We start from the raw sequence: 21,976 nt of genomic DNA on the forward strand, positions 1-21,976 counted from the left end.
GCACTGCTGTGCTTTATAGGGCAATACCTGCCTAAGTATCTTGCTGGCCTTCCAGATGGCGACGGATCACCCGATTAAAGGCTTGAATCCAGTCACTGGCAAATTGCCGATCGCCGGCATTAATCTCGGCAATCGCGCGCAACAGCGATTTTTGCTGCCCACGGTGGCTGTGGCGCAGCAAAATCGCATCAAACGCATCAATAATCGCCAAAATTTTGGCGCCATCACAAATCTGCTCTGCTTTGAGTCCATATGGGTAGCCGCTACCGTTGGCTTGCTCATGGTGTTGCAAAATCATTTCCGCTGCGGCTTGCCAGCCAGGAATCCGGTTGCACCATTCTGCGCCCCAGCTCGGATGGCGTTTGAGCTGCTCGCGCTCGGCGGCATCCAGCTGTGCGCTTTTCAGCCACAGATGTTCGGGCAGAAACATCATGCCCAGGTCATGCAAATACACCGCCGCTTCCAGCTGCTGCGGATCGACCCGGTTGCCCACTTCGCGATTAGTGGCCAGGGCTAGCGTCAGATTGCGATCGGTGCGGCCCTGAAAGGCGTTTGAACGCGCTTCCAGCTGCAGGGCCAGCTCGCGAAAGTAACGCAGGTCATCGTCTTGCTCCAGCTTGCTGCGGGCCTGCAAGGCCGCTTCCCGCGCCGGCAAATGGCTATTACCGGGGCGAAAGCCGGTAATGGCTTCAATCAGCCGCGCCGCCGCATGATCAATCTGTGCCTGCTCGAACAGCGCCAAGCCTTCTAGCCCATCACACAGCGTGAGAAGGGCTAGTCCATTGGCGGGCTCATGGCGCTCCAATAGATCAATGGCCTGCTCCAGCCGATCGAGCGTCAGCAGAAATACTTCGCCGAGCAGATCGGTAAACAACAACTCGCCGGCGCGCATGCGAGTGAGCAGGCTTTCCACTGCGTGAATGAGCGGCAAGACAAACTCCAGCCGGCATAAGCCAGCATCGCCCTTGATATTGTGAAACGCGCGAAATAAATCGGCCACCACCGGCATCTGATTCGGTTGGCTGCGCAGCTGGGCAATCAGCGCCTCAATTTTGGGGGCGTTGTCGGCCAAGCCATCGCGAAAATCCCGAAAGGAATTCCAGTCTTCAACTTGGGGCTGATTCAGTGCCGCTTTATTGGGCAGGAAAGGGCTAGGCATGGGGCATCCGGCGAAAAGAGGGTAAAAGGGCATGGCTGTGTGCGATTGAGCGTTTCACGCGCGCGGCACATGCCGTAAGATTGATTCTCTTTGTTATAGCGCGGCGCGCGCCAATGGGGAAATTCAAGTATGAGCAGCCCAAGCCAGATTCTAAGCCCAGTGCAAGCCCGCATTTTGGCGGTCTTGATCGAAAAAGAACGCACCGTGCCTGATAGCTATCCGCTTTCGCTCAACGGCCTGCAAACCGGGTGTAATCAGAAAACCGCGCGTGAGCCGGTGATGGAGCTGAGCGAGAGCGAGATTCTGGCCGCGCTGGATGAATTAAAAAGTGCAGGCTGGATTACCGACCACTTGGCGGGGAGAGTGGCGCGCTACAGCCATCGCTTTGGGTCGCAGCTGGGGGTGCCTAGTCAATCGGTAGCGGTGCTGGCCACCTTGATGTTGCGTGGCCCGCAAACCGCGGCAGAATTGCGCAGCCATTGCGAGCGTCTGCATCGGTTTGCCGATATTTCGGCGCTGGAGGGTTTTCTGGCCGAACTGGCCGAGCGCAGCGCCGGCGCTTTGGTGCAGTTGTTGCCGCGTCAGCTAGGGGCCCGTGAATCGCGCTGGGCGCATTTATTGTGTGGTGAGCCGGTATTGGCCGAAGCGGTTGTCGCGAGTTCGCCACAGGCCAGTAGCGAATTGCTCGCGCGCATTGCAGCACTGGAAGAAGAAATCGTGACGCTAAAAAACGAGTTTTCTGCATTTAAACGTCAGTTTGAGGCGTGAAAAATCCCGTTTTGCGACAGTGAACGTCGTAATTATGCGATTTTGTTCAAATTAAGTGTTTTTTCTGCAAAAAACGCTTGCCAGTGCAGCAGGGCTCGGGGAAGATATGCATCGCAGGATCTTCAAGCAGTGGATGTGTGTGTCGTAATGGCCTGGCCGTACCGCAGTGCTTTCCCTTGATGTCGTGCATTCTTTTTATTTATTCCGCATTTTAGGATACAAAAAATGGCACAAGGTACCGTTAAGTGGTTCAACGACGCTAAAGGCTTCGGCTTCATCACTCCAGATGAAGGTGGCGAAGATCTGTTTGCTCACTTCTCACAAATTCAGTCTAAAGGTTTCAAAACCTTGGCTGAAGGCCAAAAAGTTACTTTCGAAGTAACTACCGGCCCTAAAGGCAAACAAGCTTCTAACATCCAGCCGGTTTAATTCTCCGTCTGCATGTAGTTGCAAAAAAACCCGGCGCTGCCGGGTTTTTTCTTGTCTGCTGTTTGGTTTCGCTTATAGGGTATTGCCATCTTAGCCTTATTTAGATTGGCTTAGCGGCAAATACCCCTGCGCTAAACGAGGTGGGGTTTACTGATTTTCCGGATATTTGCCCACTACCGGCGCATAGTAAGCCCGAATCTTTGCCATATCGGCCTCGATATCGCCGGTGGGGTAAAATAGCTCGCTGCAACCCGCGGCTTTACGCTTGAAGTCGATATAGCCCAGCGCAATCGGCAGCTTGGCGCCCAGTGCGATGTAGTAAAAGCCGGTTTTCCACTTTTCGACTTTTTTTCGCGTGCCTTCGGGTGGAATCCCGACCACCAGCTGTTCGCTTTGCGCGTACACATTCACGATCTGGTCGACCAGTGAATTAGCCTGGCGGCGATCAACGGCAATGCCACCCAGCCAGCGCGAGAGCGGGCCGAGCGGGCCGCTAAACAACGTATGTTTACCCATCCAGTAGATTTTCTGGCGCTTGGCAAAACACACCGCCAGCGCCACCGGGAAATCCCAGTTGCTGGTATGCGGTGCGCCGATCAGCACGTATTTATCCAGCGCCGGAAACTCCCCTTCAATGGTCCAGCCCAGCCGTTTTAGCGCCCAGCGACTGATGGGCGGCAAAATGTCGCGCAAAATCGGGGTGTCAAAAATGGTGGTGCGGCGCATTACTTTTGCAATCCTTGGCGCAGCAGCTCGTCGAGCAGATCGTTCAGGGTTTTGCCCTCAGCGGTGCAGCGCTCGTGCAGGGCGCTAACCAGGTCTTGTTTCAGTTTGCAGGCAAACGGCACCAAGCCTTGGGCTTGATCGAGTTTGCGCTGTTCTTTTTTATCGAGAACGCCACCGGCGCCCGCCGCAAAGCGGTTGGGGGCGCTAGCACCGTGCAGGTCGTTGTGCAGTTTTTCGGCTTTGCGCTTCTCGAGTTCGTATTTTTTCATTGGCATGCTGGTGATCCTTGAGGCGAAGGGCGTATTCTACGGATTCATCTGCAATCAGTCCTGACTTTACGCATGAATTTAGCTGAACTTGCGCGCAAAACCCGCGAATTTGCCGATCAACGTGACTGGCGCCCCTATCACAACCCCAAAAATCTGGTGATGGCGATGTCGGTGGAAATGGCCGAATTGCTTGAACATTATCAATGGCTAACGCCGGATGAGGCGGCAAACTTACCGGTGGATACCACCTCACTGGTGGCACAGGAAATGGCCGATGTGATGCTATATATGCTGCGTTTGGCCGACGAAGTGGGGCTGGATCTGGAAGCCGCAATTTTGCACAAAATGCAGTTAAATGCCCAAAAATACCCTGCCTTGCCGCGCTAAGTTGATCGATGTATTGCCCGGTAAGCCTTATTTTAATTAGTCTCTAGCTCAATACCCCAAGAGGATGCCCGATGGTGACCAGTGTAATTTCCGATATGGATGGCGTGATTTACCGCGGTAAGCAGCTGATTCCCGGTGCCAATGAGTTTGTGCAACGCTTGCTGGCGGCCAAAACGCCATTTTTGTTTCTAACCAATAATGCCGAGCAAACCCCGCTGGATTTAAAGCTCAAACTCGAATCTTTGGGGATTCATGGCCTGACGGAAGACAATTTCATCACCAGCGCGATGGCTACGGCGATGTTTTTGCGCCAGCAAAAAGAGCGTGCCAAGGTGTATGTGATTGGCGGCGGTGGCCTGATCAATGAGCTGTACAACGTGGGGTTTTCGATTTCCGAATCCAATCCCGATTATGTGGTCGTCGCCAAATCGTCGACCTTTAGCTTCGAGCAGCTGAAAAAAGCCGTGCGCTTTATTGATCATGGCGCCAAATTTATCGGTACCAATCCCGATATGATCGATCCGGTGGAGGGCGGCAATGAGCCGGCGGCCGGAACGATTTTGGCGGCGATTTCAGCGGCCACCGGCAAAAAACCGTATATCGTCGGCAAACCCAATGCGCTGATGATGATGCTGGCCAGCCGCAAACTGGGTGTGCACCCGGAAGAATGCGTGATGGTGGGCGATCGGATGGATACCGACATTGTGGGTGGCATGGAAGCTGGCATGAAAACCGCGCTGGTGCTTTCGGGGGTTACGACCATGCCGATGCTGGATGAATTTCCCTACAAGCCCGACTATGTCTTTAACCATGTCGGTGAAATCGATTTTCAGGCGCTGTAGTCTAGGCTTGGGGCGCTCGGCGGCTTTTTGTATAATGCCGCCTTTTTCAGCAGAGGATAGGTCATGCGTTTTGAACATCTGGTGCAAATCAACGATCTGCAACAACCCGGTCCGCTGCTGCTGACTCGCAATCAGCTCTGGCAAGGGCTGGTGCTACGGGCTGAGTCGCCCATGGAGTTTGTTGAGCACATCGATGAAAGCGAAGTGCTGCAACGTAGCGCCCACGGCCTTCAGCGCCGCGTGGTGATGGGCCAGCTGGAAGTACTCGACCACATCGCCTACCAGCATGAAGAGTCCGTGCATTACGACACCCAGCCCAGTGCCAAACATCTGGGTGGGCAGATGTGGATGAAAATCGAAGAGCCGGAAAGCGGCGCGCTGTTCGTGCGCTTTATTTACGAAACCCCACATCCCGATGATCCCGATCCTGAGCTGGAAAAATACCTGCGCTATCTGCAATCTGCGTGGCAGCAAATGGATCTTGATACCGTCATCACCATTCGTGAAATGGCAGCGAGTGGACGTCTCGGGTAATCGGGTGGCGGGCGTGGTGGGGTACGTTCAGGCTGTTTGGCGGTTTTGCCAGCGCCAGAGCCACTGATCGAGATGTGGTGTGATGAGATTGCCGGCCAAAATGGCAAAGGCGATCCCATCCGGGTATAAGCCATTGCAGCGGGCTAGGCTGACAATGGCGCCAATCAAGCCACCATAAATCCAACGCCCTAGCTGGCTGAGCGGGCTGGTGACTGGGTCGGTAGCGATAAAGAATGCCGCAAAGACTAGCCCCCCCAAGCCAAATCGCTGGCAGGCCTGCCACAAGCTATGACCCATCAATATTTCGAAAGTGACATAGCTCAGCAAAATAGCCACAGGAATCTCTAGGCGGATGATTTTCAGCCGAGCCAAAATCAATCCTCCAAACGCGAAACTCAACCAGCTCCAGCTGTAGGCCCCAGCCGAATTGCCACGTGTTAAGGGCGTGGCTGAGCTCATCCCATCAGGTAAGCTCGGTAGTGAGGTGCTGAAAAAGTGGAGAAGTACTTCCTGCCACGGCAGCGTGCGGATATACGAGGCATTCATTTCACCACTTTGATGAAGTGGTTGGTAAAAACACAGTGCCATTACGGCGAGGGCGACCATGGCTGGATTAAGCCGGTTTTTCCCAAGGCCACCGGCGCCATACTTCACCACTCCAACGGCAATGAAGGCGGCGCCCAAGCAATACGGGGCCGGGGTAAAAGGGGGGAGGGATTTGGCGAGCAATATTCCCGTTACCAGCCAGCTGAAATTGCTTAATGGTGCCGTGTGCAATTTCAGCCATTGATTGCATAACCATTCTACAAATGCACAGCAACTACAGCACCAAAGTAGTTGGACTGGGACAATCAAACCCCATTCCGTGGTGAAATGTAGCATCCCAGGTAGCAGGCAGGCAGATACCAGTAACATCAGCCGAGGTAAGGTGAGGGCACTATTCATCGGCGTTTTTGCTGGCGGAAGGTGTCGCGAAGTGGGATATGGCTTGGGCACACGCTGCTACAAGCGCCACATTCGATACAGGCGCCGAGGCGATGTTGCTGAATTCGCTGCTGGTCCTGCTGCTGAATGGCACGATAAAGCTCGACCGGTTGTAGCTGCGCCGGACAAGCATCGACACAACGCGCACAGCGGATACAGGGTAGCTCTGCTTGCGGAGTAATGGCTTGGCTATGGATAACGATGCAACTATTGGTTTTGCCAATCACACTACTGAGATCATCCTGCCAGCTGCCCATCATGGGGCCGCCTTGCCACACCCGATATTGCGGATTGCGTGGTTTTACTTTGTGCAGCAACTGACTCAAGGTGGTGCCCAGCGGTACTTCTAGATTACATGGCCGTTGAATGTCGCCAGTTAAGGTGACGACACGATGAGTCAGCGGCTGACCATAGAGTAGGGCCTGTCCAATCGCATACAGTGTGGCCACATTTAAAACCAAAATCCCGTGTTGATTAGGATGTTGTCCGGCTTGCATTTGGATATTGGTGAGCGACTTGATCAGTGATTGCTGGCTGCCGGCGGGATAAACCGTGGGTACCGTCACAACGTCGATCGCCGTGCTGGCTGCCTGGCAGGCAAGCTGCATCGCTTGAATGGCTTTGGGTTTATTGCTTTCAATGCCAATGCGGATGTAGCGTGGCTGAATAATTTGTGCCAATTGGGTGAGGCCGCGCACTATTTCCATCGCGCGTTCACGCATGAGCCGATCATCAGCAGTGATATAGGGTTCGCATTCAACCCCATTAATCAATAAGAAGCGGACATCATCCAGCAGCGAGACTTTTTTTCCGGCGGAAAACCCCGCGCCTCCCATGCCAACAATTCCCATTTCATGTAAAAACTGCGGCAATTGTTCGCGACTAGGTCGCTGAGGTGTTGATTCAGGTAATCCGATGTCAAGGCCGTCAGCTTGCAATTCAACTAGCAGCTGTGGAATGCCATTGGCATTCTGGCCGTTAATAACCCGTACAATATGACCTGAAGTGGGGGCATGACACCAAGGAACTTGGTCAGAACGGCTGAGTGATTGCTGTTTGAGTACGCGCTGCCCAATATGGACCTGCACGGTACTGGGGTCTTGGGTGCCAAGGGGAATCCGCAAAAGCGCCTGCCCTGGGCGCAAGCGGGTGATGGCCTTGTTACGGGTTAGTTGTTTATTGCCGGGGAGTTTTATGCCCCCGCGCCAGTTCTTTTCAGCATGCCAATGTGGATTGGCTTGGGTAAGGAACTCAAGTTGCTGCGGGCTGGAAAAAGGCTTAAGCGCCCGAAAAACTTTGGCAAACATGACGCAACAGGTAAAACACTGTACGGGAAAACCCGAATATTAGGTTGTATTCCCTGTCTTGTCCTGTTAATACCTGTCAGGTGTTGTACAAATCACCGCAGTTGGCGGTTTACTCCCCACCGCCTTTCTTCATAACTTTTCCTTCTGCCGCCCGCTGACGACGTACTTCTTTTGGGTCTGCAATCAATGGCCGGTAGATCTCGACCCGATCTTTTTCCCGCAAAATAGTATCGAGTTTGACCGCTTTGGCGAAAATGCCGATCTTCTGCTGCGTTAAATCGATCTCAGGGAACTCGGTCAAGATGCCGGATTGTTCGATCGCCTGTTGGGCGGTGGTGCCGGTAGGCACTTTGAGGCTCAACAGTTTTTGTTTGCTGGCGGTGGCGTACACCACCTCGACGGTAATTTGGCTCATGGTTTATCCGTATTTGCGGTCGGCTTCTTTCACAAAAGCATCGACAAAAGTGCTGGTGATTTTGCCAAACACCGGGCCGATCACGGCGTCGAGGGTGCGGCTGGAAAATTCGTAATCAAGTTCGAACTCGATTTTACAGGCGTCTTCCATTAGCGGTTGAAAGCGCCAGATGCCGGTGAGGGCTTTGAAGGGGCCGTCGACAAAATGCATGACGATTTCGTTTTCGGTTTTGGTATCCCGAGTGCGAAAGAAAGTGCTGACTTTCAAAAATTCGATCCGCACGGTGACATCGAGTACCGTTTCGCTGCGCTCATGCACTTCGACGCCGCCACACCAAGGTAAAAACCGCGGGTAATCCTCCACCCGGTCAACCAATTCATACATCTGGGCGGCGGAGTGGGGGACAAGGACGGTTTTACGAATGGACTGCATGGTCATCAATGGGCTGGCGGGGTAAAATACACGGCTCGCAGCAGCAGGTGCTAACCGATGTCGCGCGGTGCTGGAAATCAGGCCGCGTTTTGTCGCCATAGAGTGAAAATGAACGAATATCCTACCGAGCTAGAACACGACACGCAAGCCGATTACCGTCAGCCGGCCCCGGTGGATGAAACCGCCAGCTTCCGGATGCCCCCGCATTCGGTCGAGGCCGAACAATCGGTGCTGGGTGGTTTGATGCTGGAAAACACTGCCTTTGACCGGATCGCGGATATCCTGACCGAACAGGATTTTTATCGCGAAGACCATCGGCGGATCTTTCAGGCGATTATCAAGCTCATTGAGCACAACCGCCCGGCGGATGTGATTACGGTTAAAGAATCGCTCGATACTACCAATGATCTGACCTACGTGGGTGGGCTGTCGTACTTGGGCTCGCTGGTGCAAAACACGCCTAGCGCGGCCAATATCCGGCGCTACGCTGAAATCGTGCGCGAGAAATCGGTGCTGCGCCAGCTGGCCAGTGTGGCCACCGATATTGCTGACGCCACTTATTTCCCGAATGGGCGCGATGCCAAAGAGCTGCTTGATGAAGCAGAATCCAAGGTGTTCCAGATTGCCGAGCAATCGGCCAAAGGGCAGCAGGGTTTTCATACCATGCCGCCGATTCTGAAAGAAATCGTTGAGCGTATCGATTATCTGTATCAGCAAGAAAATCCATCCGAAGTCACCGGCACGCCAACCGGCTTTATCGATCTGGACAAAATGACATCGGGCCTGCAGGGCGGCGATCTGATTATTGTGGCTGGCCGGCCTTCGATGGGTAAAACGGCGTTTTCGGTCAATATTGCCGAGAATGTGGCCATTCATTGCAAGCTGCCGGTGGCGATTTTCTCGCTCGAGATGGGCGCGGCCCAGTTGGCGATGCGGATGGTGGGTTCGGTGGGCAAAATCGATATGCATAAGCTCAAAACCGGCCGCTTTGAGGATGAAGATTGGCTCAAGCTTACCCACGCCGTGGGCAAGCTCTCGGAAGCGCCGCTGTTTATCGAGGAAACCGGTGCGCTGACCGCACTGGATGTGCGCACCCGTGCGCGCCGCTTGGCGCGCCAATGTGGTGGGCAATTGGGCTTGATTGTGATCGACTACTTGCAGCTGATGGCCGGCCGCGCGGGCGCGAAAGACCAAAACCGTGCCACCGAGCTGGGCGAGATTTCGCGTTCGCTCAAAGGTCTGGCCCGCGAGCTGAAATGCCCGATTATTGCGCTCTCGCAATTGTCGCGTTCGGTCGAGCAACGGACCGACAAGCGCCCGATGATGTCCGATTTGCGTGAATCGGGGGCGATCGAGCAGGATGCGGACTTGATCATGTTTATGTACCGCGATGAATACTACAACCCCGACAGCCCGCACAAAGGCTTGGCCGAGTGCATTTTGGGCAAGCACCGGAATGGCCCGGTGGGGCGGATTCCGCTGGTCTTTCAGGGTATGTACTCGCGCTTTGATAATGCGCTGATGCGCCCAGATGGCTGGAATAGTGATCTGGAGTAAGCTGCGACCCAATCTGCAGCCGCTGTAATCAACGTTCAAGCACGCCAGCCCATTGCCTTGCCTTCGGCAGGATGGGCTGTCGCGCAGTAGAGGAAAAACCGCATGAATACGCCAACGATTACCCATTTCCAGCAAACCGTGCCGGTAAGTATTGATTACCCGCGCCCAGAGCGGCTGGTGAGCGGTAATCCGCAACGCCAAACCTGGACACACTACGAATCGAGCGATCGGCAACTGAGCTGCGGGATTTGGGCGTGCGAAGTAGGTGCCTGGCAAATTCGCTTTGCCGCCGACAAAGAAGAATTTTTTTGCGTGATCAGCGGCAAGGTCTGCCTGCACGGTGCCGATGGTAGTGCCGTGATCGTGGCGGCGGGCGAAGCGGCGGTGATTCCGGCCGGCTTTGAAGGTCGTTTTGAAGTATTGGAACCGGTGCGCAAGTATTTTGTGGTGCTTGATCGCTCCGCCCGAGGTTAATGATGAAGAAATTTCAGCAGCTGTTCGACACGCTGAATCGCAAACTAGAAGGCGATCTCTCCGGGGTGGAGCTACCGAAAGCGCCACCGGCTGCCGAGTCTGGCTTAGGTGAGAGAGCCGCTGCGCCGGGTGAGACCGAGCCGGCCACTAAAGATCGGCTCGACCCGCTGTTTGCGTTGCCGATTGCACCAATTACCGATGCGGCCAGCAAAGGCCTTTCGTCGGCCAAAGAATTACTCAGCCCGGTGGCAAGCAAATTGGGCGCCAAAGTCGCTGCAGCGTGGCAAAGCGGCGCCGAGCAGCTGAAACAAGTGGCCCAGCGCCGCGAAAAAGACTCTGCCGCCGAGCTGGCAGAGCTCGATAGCGACGCCATCTTATTCGGCCCACGGGCGGCCAAACCAGCCGCCAGCTCTGCTGCGCCCACGGTGCCAGCCGTTGCCGACGAAGCGGAAATCCTGCAGGAGAATTTTGCACCGGAGCAGGGGTATATCCGCAGCGCTCATTACGAGAAAGGTCTGCATCGGCATACTGAGGCAGGTATGCCAGCTGCCGGTGCAGCTGAGCCCTTGGCTGCAGCTGCGGTGGCGCCAGCGACGGCGCGCAATCCGGAATTCTTAACCCCGCCGGCGCGCAACGCTGCAGCAACACCCGCGGCGTTTGCTCCTGTCGCGCCCGTGGGCGTGCAGCCGCAGGCTGAGGTGGCGCCCACGCCCCGCCCGCCGGCGGCATCTACAGCCAACGGCGATGTTCAAGCAGCAGCTCCGCGCACGCAAGCCGCTACATCAGTGCGCCCCCCCGCCGAGGTCAACGCCGAGCCCGTGGCGAGCGCAACGACGGCGAACGTGGCGGCGCCTCGCGCAACTGAATTTAGCGCAGATGTAGCTTCGACCGAAGCCCCGCCCGCGCAGATCACCGATCCTTTGCAATACGCGCCGCCCGTACGCGAATGGCCACGCAAGCAGCGGCGTGAATTGCCGGTGATTGATATGCAGCACATCCAGCGCAATCTGGAGCGCAGCGCGCGCAAATTAACGCTGGAAGGCGCCAAGCTGCCGCCTGCAGAGCCGGTTGAGCCCTTGCCGGTGATCAAGCCTGAAGAAATTCGCGAGCGCCTGCAGGATATTCACGCCAATAAGCGCCCGTCGGCCAAGCTGGCGCCGAGCGAAGTGCGCCATGCGCGCGCGGATGCTCCCGCCCCAGCCGCGCGGCCCGCTGCCGTCGCTGCGGCACCGCATAGCCCTGCACCGGTGGCACCTGCTGCGCCAAATCATCCTGCAGCCGGCAAAACTACGGCTGTGGCAGTCACTCCAGCCGCCCATGCCGCGGAGTTACCGAGCACGCCCATCGCCCGGGCGCCGGCGCCGGAAGTGATTCGCGTGTTTCAAGTGCCCGGTGCAGCGGTGGCCGCGCCGGCTGCGGTGAGCGCCGTAGTGGCTACGCCCAGTGTGCATCCGGCTGAAGTAGTCAGTGAGGCGAGCACATCAGCCACTGAAACTGCTCCTCAGCTTGATCCGTTTGCGCATCTAAGCGACGAGCAATATTACCCGCCTATCGCGCCGGAGCTGGCAGAGCCGCTCGCGCCGGTGGCAACGCAATGGATTCAGCCGCAGAGTCAGCCCTTGCACACGAGCTCAAAACAGGGGGTGAACCATTGGTTGTCTCCTGCAGAGGTATTGCCTGCAGCACTTGATAATCCGCCGTTTGAGAGTGATGCCCCTATTGGGTATGTGGAGTCGGCACTGACCCCAGCGGCCGAAACGCCGGTCGCGCGCCCCAGCCAGTTTTTACGGCCTGATGAACTTGCGGCAGCGCCCAAAGCCAACACAAATCAGTGGCGCACCGAAGATGGATTGTGCCTGCCGCTGGAATTACTGCGTCCACCAGCCGCGCAGGCGATCCCGGTGACGCAAGAAGAGCTGCTGGAACGCAGTATTCTGATTGAAGAAAAGCTCAATGAATTTAAAGTCAAAGTCAGTGTGCTAGATGCCTATGCCGGCCCGGTGATTACCCGCTTTGAGGTTGAGCCGGCTACCGGGGTGCGCGGCGCGCAGGTGGTGAATCTGGCCAAAGATTTGGCGCGTTCGCTGGGCCTGGCTTCGGTGCGGGTGGTGGAGACCATTCCGGGCAAAACCTGCATGGGGCTGGAGCTGCCCAACCCAAGCCGGCAGATGATTCGGCTATCCGAAATTCTGTCTTCGCCCGAATATCAGCAGCAAAGCTCACCCTTAACCATCGCGCTGGGTAAAGACATTAGCGGTATTCCGGTGGCGACAGATTTGGCCAAAACCCCGCATATGCTGGTGGCCGGTACCACCGGCTCGGGTAAATCGGTTGGTGTGAATGCGATGATTCTGTCCATTCTGTTTAAAGCCACGCCCGATGAAGTGCGCATGATCATGATCGACCCGAAAATGCTGGAGCTATCGGTGTACGAGGGCATTCCGCACCTGCTGGCGCCGGTGGTGACCGATATGAAGCTGGCGGCCAATGCGCTGAATTGGTGTGTGGGCGAAATGGAAAAACGCTACCGGCTGATGAGTGCGTTGGGCGTGCGCAATCTGGCCGGCTACAACCAGAAACTGGCCGAAGCCGCCGCACGCGGCGAAAAACTAAGCAATCCGTTTACGCTCACGCCCGAGCAACCCGAGCCACTGGAAAAGCTGCCGCTGATTGTAGTGGTGGTGGATGAATTTGCCGATTTGATGATGGTGGCCGGTAAGAAAATTGAAGAGCTGATTGCGCGGCTGGCACAAAAAGCCCGCGCCGCCGGTATACACCTGATTTTGGCCACCCAGCGCCCGTCGGTGGATGTCATTACCGGGCTGATCAAGGCCAATATTCCGACCCGGCTGGCTTTTCAGGTGTCGAGCAAAGTGGACAGCCGCACCATCCTGGATCAGATGGGCGCCGAGGCTTTACTGGGGCAGGGTGATATGTTGTTCCTGCCGCCCGGCACCGGTTATCCGCAGCGCGTGCACGGTGCGTTTGTCGATGATGCCGAAGTGCATTGCGTGGTTGAATACCTGAAACAGCTGGGCGAACCGGATTACATCGAAGGGGTGCTGTACCCCGCCAACGAGGCTGAAGCTAGCAATGGGAGCGGCAGCGTGGCGGAGGGAGAAGAGAGCGATCCGTTGTATGACGAAGCGGTGGCCCATGTGATTCGTAGCCGGCGGGCGTCGATTTCGGCGGTGCAGCGGCAGTTTCGCATCGGTTACAACCGCGCAGCGCGGCTGATTGAGCAGATGGAAGCTGCTGGGATCGTAAGCAACATGGAAAGCAATGGTAATCGCAGCGTGCTGGTGCCATCGCACGAATAGTTTAATACCACTTTCACTTCCCAACCCGCTACGGCGGGTTGTTTTTTGCCTGAAAATCGCCATGCGAACGGCATTTTTGCTGCTGCCAAGCCACAGCCGGCGCTGCTTCCACGATAGTCCTGTAATCTAAGTCACAAAGCAGGCTATGATTTCAGAATAAAAGCACAAAGTCTGGATGAGAGATGAAATCGTTTGCCGATGGTCGCTTCGTGGCCGAGAAAAAACTCGGGCAAGGTGCGCAGGGTTTGGTGTATTTGGCGACCGATACCCAGTTAAACCGGCCAGTGGCCCTCAAGGTATTGCACACCCAGCCGGTTGAGGCTTTGCGCGAAGCGCGCATGATCAGCCAACTGAATCACCCCAATCTGGTGACGCTGCACGATGCCTTTGCCCATGAGCAGCATCCCTGTCTGGTGTTTGAATATGTGGCCGGAGAAACCCTGGCCGCCCGCTTGCAGCGGCAAGGGCCGCTGGAGCCGGTAGCGGCGGTAAAACTCATGGCTGCGGTGCTGGAAGGCCTGTATGCCGCGCATCAGCGCGGCATTGTGCATCGGGATATGAAGCCGCAAAACATCATGCTGGATGAGCACGATCGGCCGCGGATTATGGATTTTGGGGTGGCTAGTAGCGCCGGCGAGCGCGACCCACAGCTGAATGGCACCGTGGGTTATATTGCCCCAGAAGCAATCAGTAATCTGCCGGTCAATGCTCAGGCCGATGTATTTGCTTGCGGGGCGATGCTGTACCAGATGCTGACCGGCCAGCCGGTCGTGAAAGCCGAGTCGATGTTTGCCATGTTGCATAAAACCGTCTCGGCCACGGTCGCGCCGCCCTCTAGCCTGAATAGCCAGATTAATGACCAGCTCGATCATCTGGTGCTCACGGCGCTGTTTAAAGACCCGCAGGCGCGCTTTGCCGATGCTGGCGAAATGCGGGTAGCCCTGCTCGATTGGCTCGAGCAAAGCGGTGAAGCGGGAGCCGCCGCCAATGATGGTCGGCACAGCACGATTGAATTTTTGCTCCGCCGTATGCGCCATTCGGCCGATTTTCCAGCGCTATCGCAGACCATTCAGGCGATTAATCGGGTGGATGATTCTGAAGCGGAACGCATACAGAGTCTATCGGGCGTGATTTTGCATGATATTTCGCTGACGAATAAGCTGTTAAAAATGGTGAATTCGGCCAGCTTTGGCCAGTTTGGCGGCACCATTAGTACCATTTCGCGGGCGATCGTGATTTTGGGCTTTGATCGTATTCGCAGTCTGGCGGTGACTTTGCTGCTGTTTGAGCACATGCAGAACAAAGGCCATGCCGCCCGCCTGCGTGATGTGGTGCTGGAGATCTTCTTTGGTGGCGTACTCTGTCGGCGGCTAGCCGATAAATCGGGTTGGCGTGATACCGAAGAAGCGCTGATTTGCGGCATGTTTCAACATTTGGGCCGTTTGCTCACGCATTTTTATTTCAACGAAGAAAGCGTTGAAATCATGAAACGGGTGGCCCAAACCGGCGAGGCCGAAACGCTGGCTGCGCAGGCGATATTGGGCGTAGGCTATGCCGAATTGGGCGAGGCGATTGCAAAAGAATGGAACTTCCCCGATCGCATTGTCACCAGCATGCGTCCTTTACCAGAGACCAAAGTGCGCGAGCCGGCCAATCAGGGGGAGCGTTTGCGGGTTTTTGCCAATCTGGCCGGTGATTTGTTGCCTACTCTGGCACAAAGCCCGCAGGTTGCCGCAGGCCATTTAGCAGGCCTCAGTAAACGCTATGCCGCCGCGGTGAGCTGGAAAGAGCGCGATCTGCATGATCTGATGCAAGAAGCGGCTGAGCAATACCTCAATTATCTATCGGTGCTGGGGATAGACCCAGGCCCCACCAAGTTTGCTAATCAACTGCGAGCCATGGTGGGGCGCCAGCCGGTGGCGGCCCCCGCGGCCCCATCCGAGCTGGCAGATATCCAGGTCTCGACCACGGCCAATGGCACGTTGGCCAATCCGGCGGCGGTGCTCTCGGCTGGCATTCAAGACATTACCAGTACCCTCGTTGGCGATTACAACCTCAACGATGTACTACGGATGATTTTAGAAACGATGTATCGCAGCATTGGTTTTGATCATGTGCTGTTTTGCACCCGTGACATCAAGCGCGGTTTGATGGTAGCCCGCTTTGGCTTTGGCGATGACATTGAAGCGCTGCAGCGGCAATTTAGCTATCCGCTGGCACCGGTGCACGATGTGTTTCAGCTGGTGATGCAAAAGGGCGCTGATGTACTGATTGAAGACATCGATGCCGAAAGCATCAGCCAGCGCATTCCGGCCTGGTATCGCAGTGCTTCGGCGGCCAAATCGCTGATTGTGTTTCCGGTGATTATTGATAAAAAGCCATTGGGGCTGTTTTACGCCGACCGGCTGGCCGCGCATTCACTGCAGTTGCCACATGAGCAGTTGAATTTACTTAAAACCTTGCGCAATCAGGCGATTTTAGCGATCCGGCAAAAGCAGTTTGCCGCAGGATGATGTTTGTGTGAACTTTTGTGCGACGCACAAAATAATGCTTGACCTCGCGGAGGCAAGCAGCAACAATGCAATTGTTGCGATGCACAAACTTACCTGGAGATTGCCATGTTTGCCACTCAGAAACAATTTGCTGAACTGAATCAAGCCAATCTGGAAAAATCACTGCGCCTGACGAATATCGCGCTGGGTGGTGCTGAGCGCCTGTTCCAGCTGCAACTGTCACTGGCTCGTGATCTGTTGGCCGAAAATGCTGAAACAGCTAAATCACTGTCACAAGTTAAATCAGTTCAAGAGCTGGTTGATCTGCAAAAAACCCTGACTCAGCCTAGCGTTGAAAAAACCATCGCTGTAGCCCGCACTGTGTACGAAGCTGCGAGCAGCACGCAAGCCGAGCTGAACAAACTGATCGAAGAGCAAGTACTGGAATTCAACAAAAACCTGGTATCTTCACTGGAACAAGCTGCGCAACAAGCGCCAGCTGGTAGCGCCGCTGTGGCACTGCTGAAAAACGCGGTTGAAAGCGCCAACACTGCATTTGATACCGTACAAAAAACCAGCCAGCGCATCGCGGCTAACCTGACCGAAGCGACTGTGGCTGCAGTTGAAACTGGCGCCAAATCAGTGGCTGCCGCCAGCAAAGCGGGCAATAAAGCCGCTTAAGCTGCTGAGCAGATCTAAATAGAGCCACACCCTAGGGTGTGGCTTTTTTATTGAGCCAGCTGGGTTAGCAGACCGATATCGCCGCCCTGCGCGGCGGTATTGCGGCTGACGGTGATTTCGGCCACCAGCTGATAAAGCGGCCAATGCCCATCTTCAAATGGCAAAATGAGCGGCACAATCGCGCCGCTGCGCTTAGCCAATTGCTGTCGCAGCAGGTGCGCATCGGGGCCGCTGTACATCGCCGCGGCCAGTTGTTCGGCGAGCGGTTCGGCACAAAAGATGACCCGCTCACCTAATTTGCGCGCCCAATCTTGAATACGGTCTGTCGCAGGTAATACCGGTGTATTGCCGGTGAGCAAGGCGATACCCGCTTGCTGCAGCCGCAGCCATTCGCTATGCCCCAAGCAGGCGACCAAACCGCGCCCTTGATAGTGCAGGGTATTGTCTTCACCGGTCGGGCCGGGCAAGGGCAGTGGCTGGCCGAGTGGGCTGCGCCGGGCTGCGTCCTCCCATAAGATTTCCAGATCAACGCTCTGATCCAGATCCGGCCACAACCCACTGAGGCTGCGCAGGAAACTGAATGTGTCGGCGAGCTCTGCATAATGCGGCTGGCAGGGATCGCCATCGCGAGTCCAGCGCCAGATCGCCCACGGGCCGCCGGCTTTCGGGCCTGTGCCTGAGCCCGCGAGCCCCCCAAAGGGTTGCCCCCCCACCAGCGCGCCAATCTGATTGCGATTGATATACACATTGCCGACCGGGCACAGCGCTCGACAGCGCTGAATGGTTTCTTCCAGTCGGGTATGTATGCCCATGGTTAGGCCATCGCCCAGCGCCGCGACATCACGTAAGTGTTTGTCCAAGCCTTTGCGCGGATAGCGCAACACTTGCAGCACCGGGCCGAATACTTCGCCGCCCGCTTGCTTGAGGTCCGTAATTTCAACGAGTGTGGGGCTGAGATAATGCCCACTGCTTGGCAGCACGCTGCGAGTACGCCACACCGCTAAACCTTGGCTTTGCCAGGCCTGGATACGCGCTTCAACCCGTTGTTTGGCGGCTGCAGAAATCAGCGGCCCCATTTCGGTGGCTAATTCGCTGGGGTCGCCGACACAGAGCTCAGCCAGCATCTCGCGCAAGCGCGGCAAGATTTGGCTGGCTAGTGGCTCCTCAATACACAAAATACGGGCGGCCGAGCAGCGCTGGCCAGCGCTATCAAAGGCCGACTGAACCAGATCACGTAATAATTGCTCCGGGTGGGCAGTGTTGTCGGCCAACAGAATATTCACCCCGCCGGTTTCGGCTACCAGCACGCGGTCAGCGCCAAATGCAGCAATCGCCTGCTCAATTTTCCTGGCGCTAGTCAGCGAACCGGTAAAGGCCACCCCCTGGCAGCGATGATCGAGCGTAAGCGCTGCGCCCACGTCTGCGCCACCTAGCAGCAATTGCAGTACATCGGTGCCGATGCCGGCGCGGTGGAAGCATTGCACGGCCAGGCTGGCAATCAGCGGCGTTTCTGGGGCCGGCTTGGCCAGCACCGGATTGCCGGCAATCAGCGCCGCGGCAATTTGGCCCGTAAAAATGGCCAGCGGGAAATTCCACGGGCTAATTGCCACCAAAACGCCCAATGGCTGCGGTGCTTGCTGTAGCCAATGCTGGCGGGCTTGCTGTGCGTAGTAGCGACAAAAATCAATGGCTTCGCGCAGCTCTTGCTCGGCATTACGCCAAGTTTTGCCCGCTTCGCGCACCAATAAATTGAGCAAGGGCGCGGCTTGCTGCTCCAGCAAATTCGCGGTCTGCTCTAGCGCTTGCGCGCGTTGCAACACGGGCGTTAGGCGCCAGCGCGAGGCGGCGGCTTCGGCCGCAGCAAAGGCGACATTAATCTCGGCCAGTTGACTGGGGCAATAGGCGCCAAGTCGGTCGGTATTTTGGGCGGGATTGAAGCAATCAATTTTAGGGGTATTGCTTGCAGTGTATTGATGAATAATCCCTGTGGCTAGATACTGGGTGCTAGTATGTTCATTAATGCTGGCGATGCGGGTTTGCCATTGCGCCAGCATCGCCGGGTCGATTTGCGCGGGCGTCTCGCGGGGCAAATACAGTTTATTGGGCGGTTTTAAGCGTTTGCTGGCAGTGGGCGGAGCCACCGGAGGGTGAAACAGTTGATGCATAAACGACGTATTGGCCCCGTTTTCTAAGAAACGGCGTACCAAGTAGGGCAACAACTGGCGGCTATCGCCCACTGGCGCATACAGGCGGCAAGGGCGTTCAATGCCCATTTCACTGGCGGCTTGGTAAAGGCCTTCGCCCATGCCCAGCAAGGCCTGATATTCAAATTGCTGCTGCTCGCCCATTAAATGCAGCTGGGCGATGGTAAAGGCATTGTGGGTGGCAAACTGAGGAAAAATACGGTGCGGCGCCTGCAATAGTACTTGCGCGCAGGCTAGATAATGCTGGTCGGTGCGGCTTTTTTCGGTCCAGACCGGATAGTGGCTTAAGGCGGCTTGCTGCGCCAGTTTGATTTCGCTATCCCAATACGCGCCTTTAACGAGGCGGACACTAATCGGTTTGTGTAGCTCGCGGCTTAGCTTATTCAGCCATTTCACCACCTCGAGCGCGTTTTTTTGATAAGCCTGTACCGCAATCCCCAACCCTGCCCATTCGCGCAGTTTGGGCTCGTGCATCAGTCGGGCAAAAAGCTGTAGGGTTAAGAGCTGGCGTGCGCTTTCTTCGGCATCGATGGTGAGCCCAATATCCAGCTGCATCGCGCGCTCGGCTAAGGCATACAGCTGTGGGTAGAGTTGCTCTTGGACTGCGTCGGCCTGCTCAAGCTGAAATTTCGGATGCAAGGCCGAGAGTTTCACCGAAACACTGGGGCCAAAATACCCAGCCCCCTGGCTGTATTGGCCCACCGCCTCAATGGCTTGGGCATAGGCTTCTCCATAGCGCCGCGCTTCGCTCTGGCTCATTGCGCTTTCGCCCAGCATATCGAATGAATAGCGAAATTCGCTGGCTTGTTGTTGTAAGGCCTCTTGAATGTGATCCGCAATCACAAATTGGTTCGCCAGCCGCAACAGCGCATGGCGGATCGATTCGCGAATCAGCGGATCAGTTAAGCTAGACGACCAACTTTCGGCCAAATCCAGACCCAAAGTGGCCAAATTGATTTGCCAGGAAGGGCTTTGCCCACGTAGGGCATGCCAATCGGCGGCATGCAGCTGCTCGGCAATTAAGGTCGAAACGGCCGCATCATCCGGGATGCGCAGCACCCCTTCGGCTAGATTTAATAATGCGCGCCCAGCCGGGGTATGCAGCGGAAACTGTGCCAGCAAGGCATCCAGCCCACCAGTGGCTTGGCGTAGCTGGCGCACTTTCTGGCTCAGCAAATGCCCCATGGCATCGGCCCGTAATTGCTGTTCGCTGCCCAGTATGCAGGTGCAAGGCTGCTGGCCTGCCAAGCGCGCTTCGTCGGCCGCGCGCAATTGCGTCAGCGCGAGTAAATCGCGCGGTAAATCAAAGAGGGCAGTGGGCAAGCGCAGCATATGGGTCCCTTGGCCCGTGGGCGCAGTGCTTATACCGTAAAGCGGCGAATGGTTTTATCCAGACCTTCGGCAATCTGGGTTAGGCGGCCGGCTAGTTGATTGGTGTTTTCGGCGGCGCTATGGTTTTCCTCGCTGACCTGCGCGATTTTCTCCACATTGCGGGCGATTTCCTGGCTCGCAATACTTTGCTCTTTGATGGCGCCGCTAATGCTGCCAATGTGCTCCACACTGCGGCGGGTGACGTTTTCGATGGCGCTTAAGGCATCGGCCACACTTTCGGTGCTGCGCACGCCGCTTTCTACCAACTGCCCAGCGGAGCGCATGCCCTCTGCGGCGAGCGACGTATCGCGTTGTACCGAGTCGATTTTGCTGGTGATCTCAACCGTGGCTTGCGTGGTGCGCTCGGCCAATTTGCGCACTTCATCAGCCACCACCGCAAAACCACGCCCCAAATCGCCGGCCCGCGCCGCTTCGATCGCGGCATTGAGCGCCAGCAGATTGGTTTGATCGGCAATGTCTTTAATCACCATGGCAATGCTGCCAATTTCATCCGAGCGTTGATTCAGCTGCACAATGGTTTCAGACGAGCGATTGATCGAATCGGCAATCTGGTTGATCTCTACCGCGGCTTTTTTGGCAATCGCCGTACCTTCGCTGGCGGTGACCGAGGCCTCGCGCGCTTCGCTTTCCATGGTGAGGGTGTTATCGGCAATCATGTTGACGCTGACCGACATCTGCTCCACCGCGGCAGCCGTCGAAGCAGATGCTTCCGCCTGTTGGCGCGAAGCTTGGGCAATTTGTTCCGAGGCATTGGTGAGCTCGCGCGCCGCGCTCAATAGCTCGCCCGAATTGCGGTTGGCTAGGCCAATTACTTCGCACATGCCAGTAAACAGGCGATTTAGTGCGGTAGAGGTTTGGCCGATTTCATCATGCTGATTGGCGGTGAGGCGACGGCCAATATGGCCGGTGCGGTCCATTTCATCAATATCACGCTGCATCTGATTCAATGGCTGGCGCACGCTGCGTGAAATCACCACGGCGGCAATCACTGCGGCCGCAATCGCCAAGAGCAGCAGCACAATTGTGATTTGATTGGTGGCCGCTCGCTGGGCTTCGACTTTGCCGGCAATCGCCTTCACTGCCGTCATCGCTTCTTTGGCGTGTTCGGCGGAGTCTTCACCGAGTTTGCGTACGACTGCTTTGTGTTTATCAAAGGCCTGATTGGCTTCGCCGGTGCTGGCGTATTTGCCGGCGGCGACTTCACCAGCGACTTCATTAAAGGCCTTGGCGTAATCATCGAGCCCGGTTTGCAGCTCGGCGATGGCTTTTTTGCGCTCATCGTTGGCGACCGGCGCGGCTTTATCAAGTGCGGCTTTGGCGTCGCCTAGGGTTTTATCCCATTTGGTTTTGTATTCTTTTACTTTTTCCGGATTGCTCAAATTAATAAATAGGTCTTTTTCAAAGCGGCGTAAATGCAGCACATTTTCGCCCAGCTCATTCATCGCAATGCCATATTCCAGATCGGTGCTTAAGAGTTCTTGCACTACATTGGCCGATTGGCGCAAGCCCATCAGGCCGGCCAAGCCTACGGCGATAATTAATACGATCATAACCACAAAACCGAGCGTGATTTTGGCGGCAATGGTGAGTTTGGACGACATGAG

19 protein-coding genes are annotated in these 21,976 nt (G+C 56.1%); 10 read left to right on the forward strand and 9 right to left on the reverse strand.

Annotated features, from left to right (window positions below; genetic code table 11):
• Positions 1 to 31 precede the first annotated feature (31 nt).
• Positions 32 to 1,159, reverse strand: a complete 1,128-nt coding sequence (locus L991_RS13805; protein WP_081986686.1) for an HD domain-containing phosphohydrolase — start codon at positions 1,157 to 1,159, stop codon at positions 32 to 34.
• Positions 1,160 to 1,288: 129 nt separating this feature from the next.
• Here L991_RS13805 and L991_RS13810 point away from each other — a divergent pair, with 129 nt between their 5' ends.
• Positions 1,289 to 1,927 (forward strand): YceH family protein, encoded by a 639-nt coding sequence (locus L991_RS13810; protein WP_047396592.1) that lies wholly within the window; start codon positions 1,289 to 1,291, stop codon positions 1,925 to 1,927.
• 225 nt (positions 1,928 to 2,152) lie between these two features.
• Positions 2,153 to 2,356, forward strand: a complete 204-nt coding sequence (locus L991_RS13815) for a cold-shock protein (protein ID WP_028450771.1) — start codon at positions 2,153 to 2,155, stop codon at positions 2,354 to 2,356.
• A gap of 147 nt (positions 2,357 to 2,503) precedes the next feature.
• Here the strand turns inward: L991_RS13815 and L991_RS13820 are convergent, their stop codons facing one another.
• Both L991_RS13820 and L991_RS13825 read right to left on the reverse strand, forming a co-directional pair.
• Positions 2,504 to 3,082, reverse strand: a complete 579-nt coding sequence (locus tag L991_RS13820) for a lysophospholipid acyltransferase family protein (protein ID WP_028450770.1) — start codon at positions 3,080 to 3,082, stop codon at positions 2,504 to 2,506.
• Complete coding sequence (locus L991_RS13825) at positions 3,082 to 3,357, reverse strand: hypothetical protein (RefSeq protein ID WP_028450769.1); 276 nt, start codon at positions 3,355 to 3,357, stop codon at positions 3,082 to 3,084. Before L991_RS13825 ends, L991_RS13820 begins: the two co-directional genes overlap by 1 nt.
• Positions 3,358 to 3,423: 66 nt before the next feature.
• Here L991_RS13825 and L991_RS13830 point away from each other — a divergent pair, with 66 nt between their 5' ends.
• The 3 genes from L991_RS13830 to L991_RS13840 all read left to right on the forward strand — a co-directional run bounded on the left by L991_RS13830 (position 3,424) and on the right by L991_RS13840 (position 5,114).
• Positions 3,424 to 3,738 (forward strand): nucleotide pyrophosphohydrolase, encoded by a 315-nt coding sequence (locus L991_RS13830; RefSeq protein ID WP_047396594.1) that lies wholly within the window; start codon positions 3,424 to 3,426, stop codon positions 3,736 to 3,738.
• Between the two features lie 71 nt (positions 3,739 to 3,809).
• Complete coding sequence (locus L991_RS13835; protein ID WP_231550563.1) at positions 3,810 to 4,580, forward strand: HAD-IIA family hydrolase; 771 nt, start codon at positions 3,810 to 3,812, stop codon at positions 4,578 to 4,580.
• 63 nt (positions 4,581 to 4,643) lie between these two features.
• On the forward strand, positions 4,644 to 5,114 hold the full coding sequence (locus L991_RS13840) for an SRPBCC family protein (protein WP_028450766.1): 471 nt from the start codon (positions 4,644 to 4,646) through the stop codon (positions 5,112 to 5,114).
• A gap of 27 nt (positions 5,115 to 5,141) precedes the next feature.
• Here the strand turns inward: L991_RS13840 and L991_RS13845 are convergent, their stop codons facing one another.
• The 4 genes from L991_RS13845 to L991_RS13860 all read right to left on the reverse strand — a co-directional run bounded on the left by L991_RS13845 (position 5,142) and on the right by L991_RS13860 (position 8,252).
• Complete coding sequence (locus L991_RS13845; RefSeq protein WP_047396596.1) at positions 5,142 to 6,059, reverse strand: RnfABCDGE type electron transport complex subunit D; 918 nt, start codon at positions 6,057 to 6,059, stop codon at positions 5,142 to 5,144.
• Positions 6,056 to 7,405 (reverse strand): electron transport complex subunit RsxC, encoded by a 1,350-nt coding sequence (gene rsxC, locus L991_RS13850; RefSeq protein WP_052190905.1) that lies wholly within the window; start codon positions 7,403 to 7,405, stop codon positions 6,056 to 6,058. Before rsxC ends, L991_RS13845 begins: the two co-directional genes overlap by 4 nt.
• Before the next feature lie 109 nt (positions 7,406 to 7,514).
• A complete protein-coding gene (locus tag L991_RS13855; RefSeq protein WP_047396599.1) occupies positions 7,515 to 7,820 on the reverse strand; it encodes an RnfH family protein in 306 nt (101 codons plus the stop codon).
• A gap of 3 nt (positions 7,821 to 7,823) precedes the next feature.
• The gene (locus tag L991_RS13860; RefSeq protein WP_028450763.1) at positions 7,824 to 8,252 is read right to left on the reverse strand and encodes a type II toxin-antitoxin system RatA family toxin; all 429 of its coding nucleotides are present in this window, start codon (positions 8,250 to 8,252) and stop codon (positions 7,824 to 7,826) included.
• A 108-nt stretch (positions 8,253 to 8,360) separates the two neighbouring features.
• On the opposite strand from L991_RS13860, the gene dnaB reads away from it, so the two are divergent.
• The 5 genes from dnaB to L991_RS13885 all read left to right on the forward strand — a co-directional run bounded on the left by dnaB (position 8,361) and on the right by L991_RS13885 (position 16,776).
• Positions 8,361 to 9,809, forward strand: coding sequence for a replicative DNA helicase (dnaB, locus tag L991_RS13865; RefSeq protein ID WP_047396601.1), 1,449 nt, complete (start codon positions 8,361 to 8,363; stop codon positions 9,807 to 9,809).
• A 102-nt stretch (positions 9,810 to 9,911) separates the two neighbouring features.
• Positions 9,912 to 10,283 (forward strand): cupin domain-containing protein, encoded by a 372-nt coding sequence (locus L991_RS13870; RefSeq protein WP_052190906.1) that lies wholly within the window; start codon positions 9,912 to 9,914, stop codon positions 10,281 to 10,283.
• Between the two features lie 2 nt (positions 10,284 to 10,285).
• Positions 10,286 to 13,603 (forward strand): DNA translocase FtsK, encoded by a 3,318-nt coding sequence (locus tag L991_RS17085; RefSeq protein ID WP_231550564.1) that lies wholly within the window; start codon positions 10,286 to 10,288, stop codon positions 13,601 to 13,603.
• 182 nt (positions 13,604 to 13,785) lie between these two features.
• Complete coding sequence (locus tag L991_RS13880) at positions 13,786 to 16,116, forward strand: serine/threonine protein kinase (protein WP_047396603.1); 2,331 nt, start codon at positions 13,786 to 13,788, stop codon at positions 16,114 to 16,116.
• Between the two features lie 105 nt (positions 16,117 to 16,221).
• Positions 16,222 to 16,776 (forward strand): phasin family protein, encoded by a 555-nt coding sequence (locus L991_RS13885; RefSeq protein WP_028450759.1) that lies wholly within the window; start codon positions 16,222 to 16,224, stop codon positions 16,774 to 16,776.
• Between the two features lie 47 nt (positions 16,777 to 16,823).
• On the opposite strand, the gene putA is transcribed toward L991_RS13885, so the two are convergent.
• Positions 16,824 to 20,312 carry a bifunctional proline dehydrogenase/L-glutamate gamma-semialdehyde dehydrogenase PutA gene (putA, locus tag L991_RS13890; RefSeq protein WP_052190907.1) on the reverse strand — a complete coding sequence of 1,163 codons (3,489 nt, stop codon included), beginning with the start codon at positions 20,310 to 20,312 and terminating at the stop codon, positions 16,824 to 16,826.
• Between the two features lie 29 nt (positions 20,313 to 20,341).
• On the reverse strand, positions 20,342 to 21,973 hold the full coding sequence (locus tag L991_RS16670; RefSeq protein WP_052190908.1) for a methyl-accepting chemotaxis protein: 1,632 nt from the start codon (positions 21,971 to 21,973) through the stop codon (positions 20,342 to 20,344).
• Between the last annotated feature and the right edge of the window lie 3 nt (positions 21,974 to 21,976).

The sequence above is a fragment of the Chitinibacter sp. ZOR0017 genome, assembly GCF_000799095.1.
Lineage (GTDB): Bacteria > Pseudomonadota > Gammaproteobacteria > Burkholderiales > Chitinibacteraceae > Chitinibacter > Chitinibacter tainanensis.

Coding starts and splice junctions, on each gene's coding strand:
- L991_RS13805 (WP_081986686.1), bottom strand. CDS start 1,159: ATGCCTAGCCCTTTCCTGCCCAATAAAGCGGCACTGAATCAGCCCCAA.
- L991_RS13810 (WP_047396592.1), top strand. CDS start 1,289: ATGAGCAGCCCAAGCCAGATTCTAAGCCCAGTGCAAGCCCGCATTTTG.
- L991_RS13815 (WP_028450771.1), top strand. CDS start 2,153: ATGGCACAAGGTACCGTTAAGTGGTTCAACGACGCTAAAGGCTTCGGC.
- L991_RS13820 (WP_028450770.1), bottom strand. CDS start 3,082: ATGCGCCGCACCACCATTTTTGACACCCCGATTTTGCGCGACATTTTG.
- L991_RS13825 (WP_028450769.1), bottom strand. CDS start 3,357: ATGCCAATGAAAAAATACGAACTCGAGAAGCGCAAAGCCGAAAAACTG.
- L991_RS13830 (WP_047396594.1), top strand. CDS start 3,424: ATGAATTTAGCTGAACTTGCGCGCAAAACCCGCGAATTTGCCGATCAA.
- L991_RS13835 (WP_231550563.1), top strand. CDS start 3,810: ATGGTGACCAGTGTAATTTCCGATATGGATGGCGTGATTTACCGCGGT.
- L991_RS13840 (WP_028450766.1), top strand. CDS start 4,644: ATGCGTTTTGAACATCTGGTGCAAATCAACGATCTGCAACAACCCGGT.
- L991_RS13845 (WP_047396596.1), bottom strand. CDS start 6,059: ATGAATAGTGCCCTCACCTTACCTCGGCTGATGTTACTGGTATCTGCC.
- rsxC (WP_052190905.1), bottom strand. CDS start 7,405: ATGTTTGCCAAAGTTTTTCGGGCGCTTAAGCCTTTTTCCAGCCCGCAG.
- L991_RS13855 (WP_047396599.1), bottom strand. CDS start 7,820: ATGAGCCAAATTACCGTCGAGGTGGTGTACGCCACCGCCAGCAAACAA.
- L991_RS13860 (WP_028450763.1), bottom strand. CDS start 8,252: ATGCAGTCCATTCGTAAAACCGTCCTTGTCCCCCACTCCGCCGCCCAG.
- dnaB (WP_047396601.1), top strand. CDS start 8,361: ATGAACGAATATCCTACCGAGCTAGAACACGACACGCAAGCCGATTAC.
- L991_RS13870 (WP_052190906.1), top strand. CDS start 9,912: ATGAATACGCCAACGATTACCCATTTCCAGCAAACCGTGCCGGTAAGT.
- L991_RS17085 (WP_231550564.1), top strand. CDS start 10,286: ATGAAGAAATTTCAGCAGCTGTTCGACACGCTGAATCGCAAACTAGAA.
- L991_RS13880 (WP_047396603.1), top strand. CDS start 13,786: ATGAAATCGTTTGCCGATGGTCGCTTCGTGGCCGAGAAAAAACTCGGG.
- L991_RS13885 (WP_028450759.1), top strand. CDS start 16,222: ATGTTTGCCACTCAGAAACAATTTGCTGAACTGAATCAAGCCAATCTG.
- putA (WP_052190907.1), bottom strand. CDS start 20,312: ATGCTGCGCTTGCCCACTGCCCTCTTTGATTTACCGCGCGATTTACTC.
- L991_RS16670 (WP_052190908.1), bottom strand. CDS start 21,973: ATGTCGTCCAAACTCACCATTGCCGCCAAAATCACGCTCGGTTTTGTG.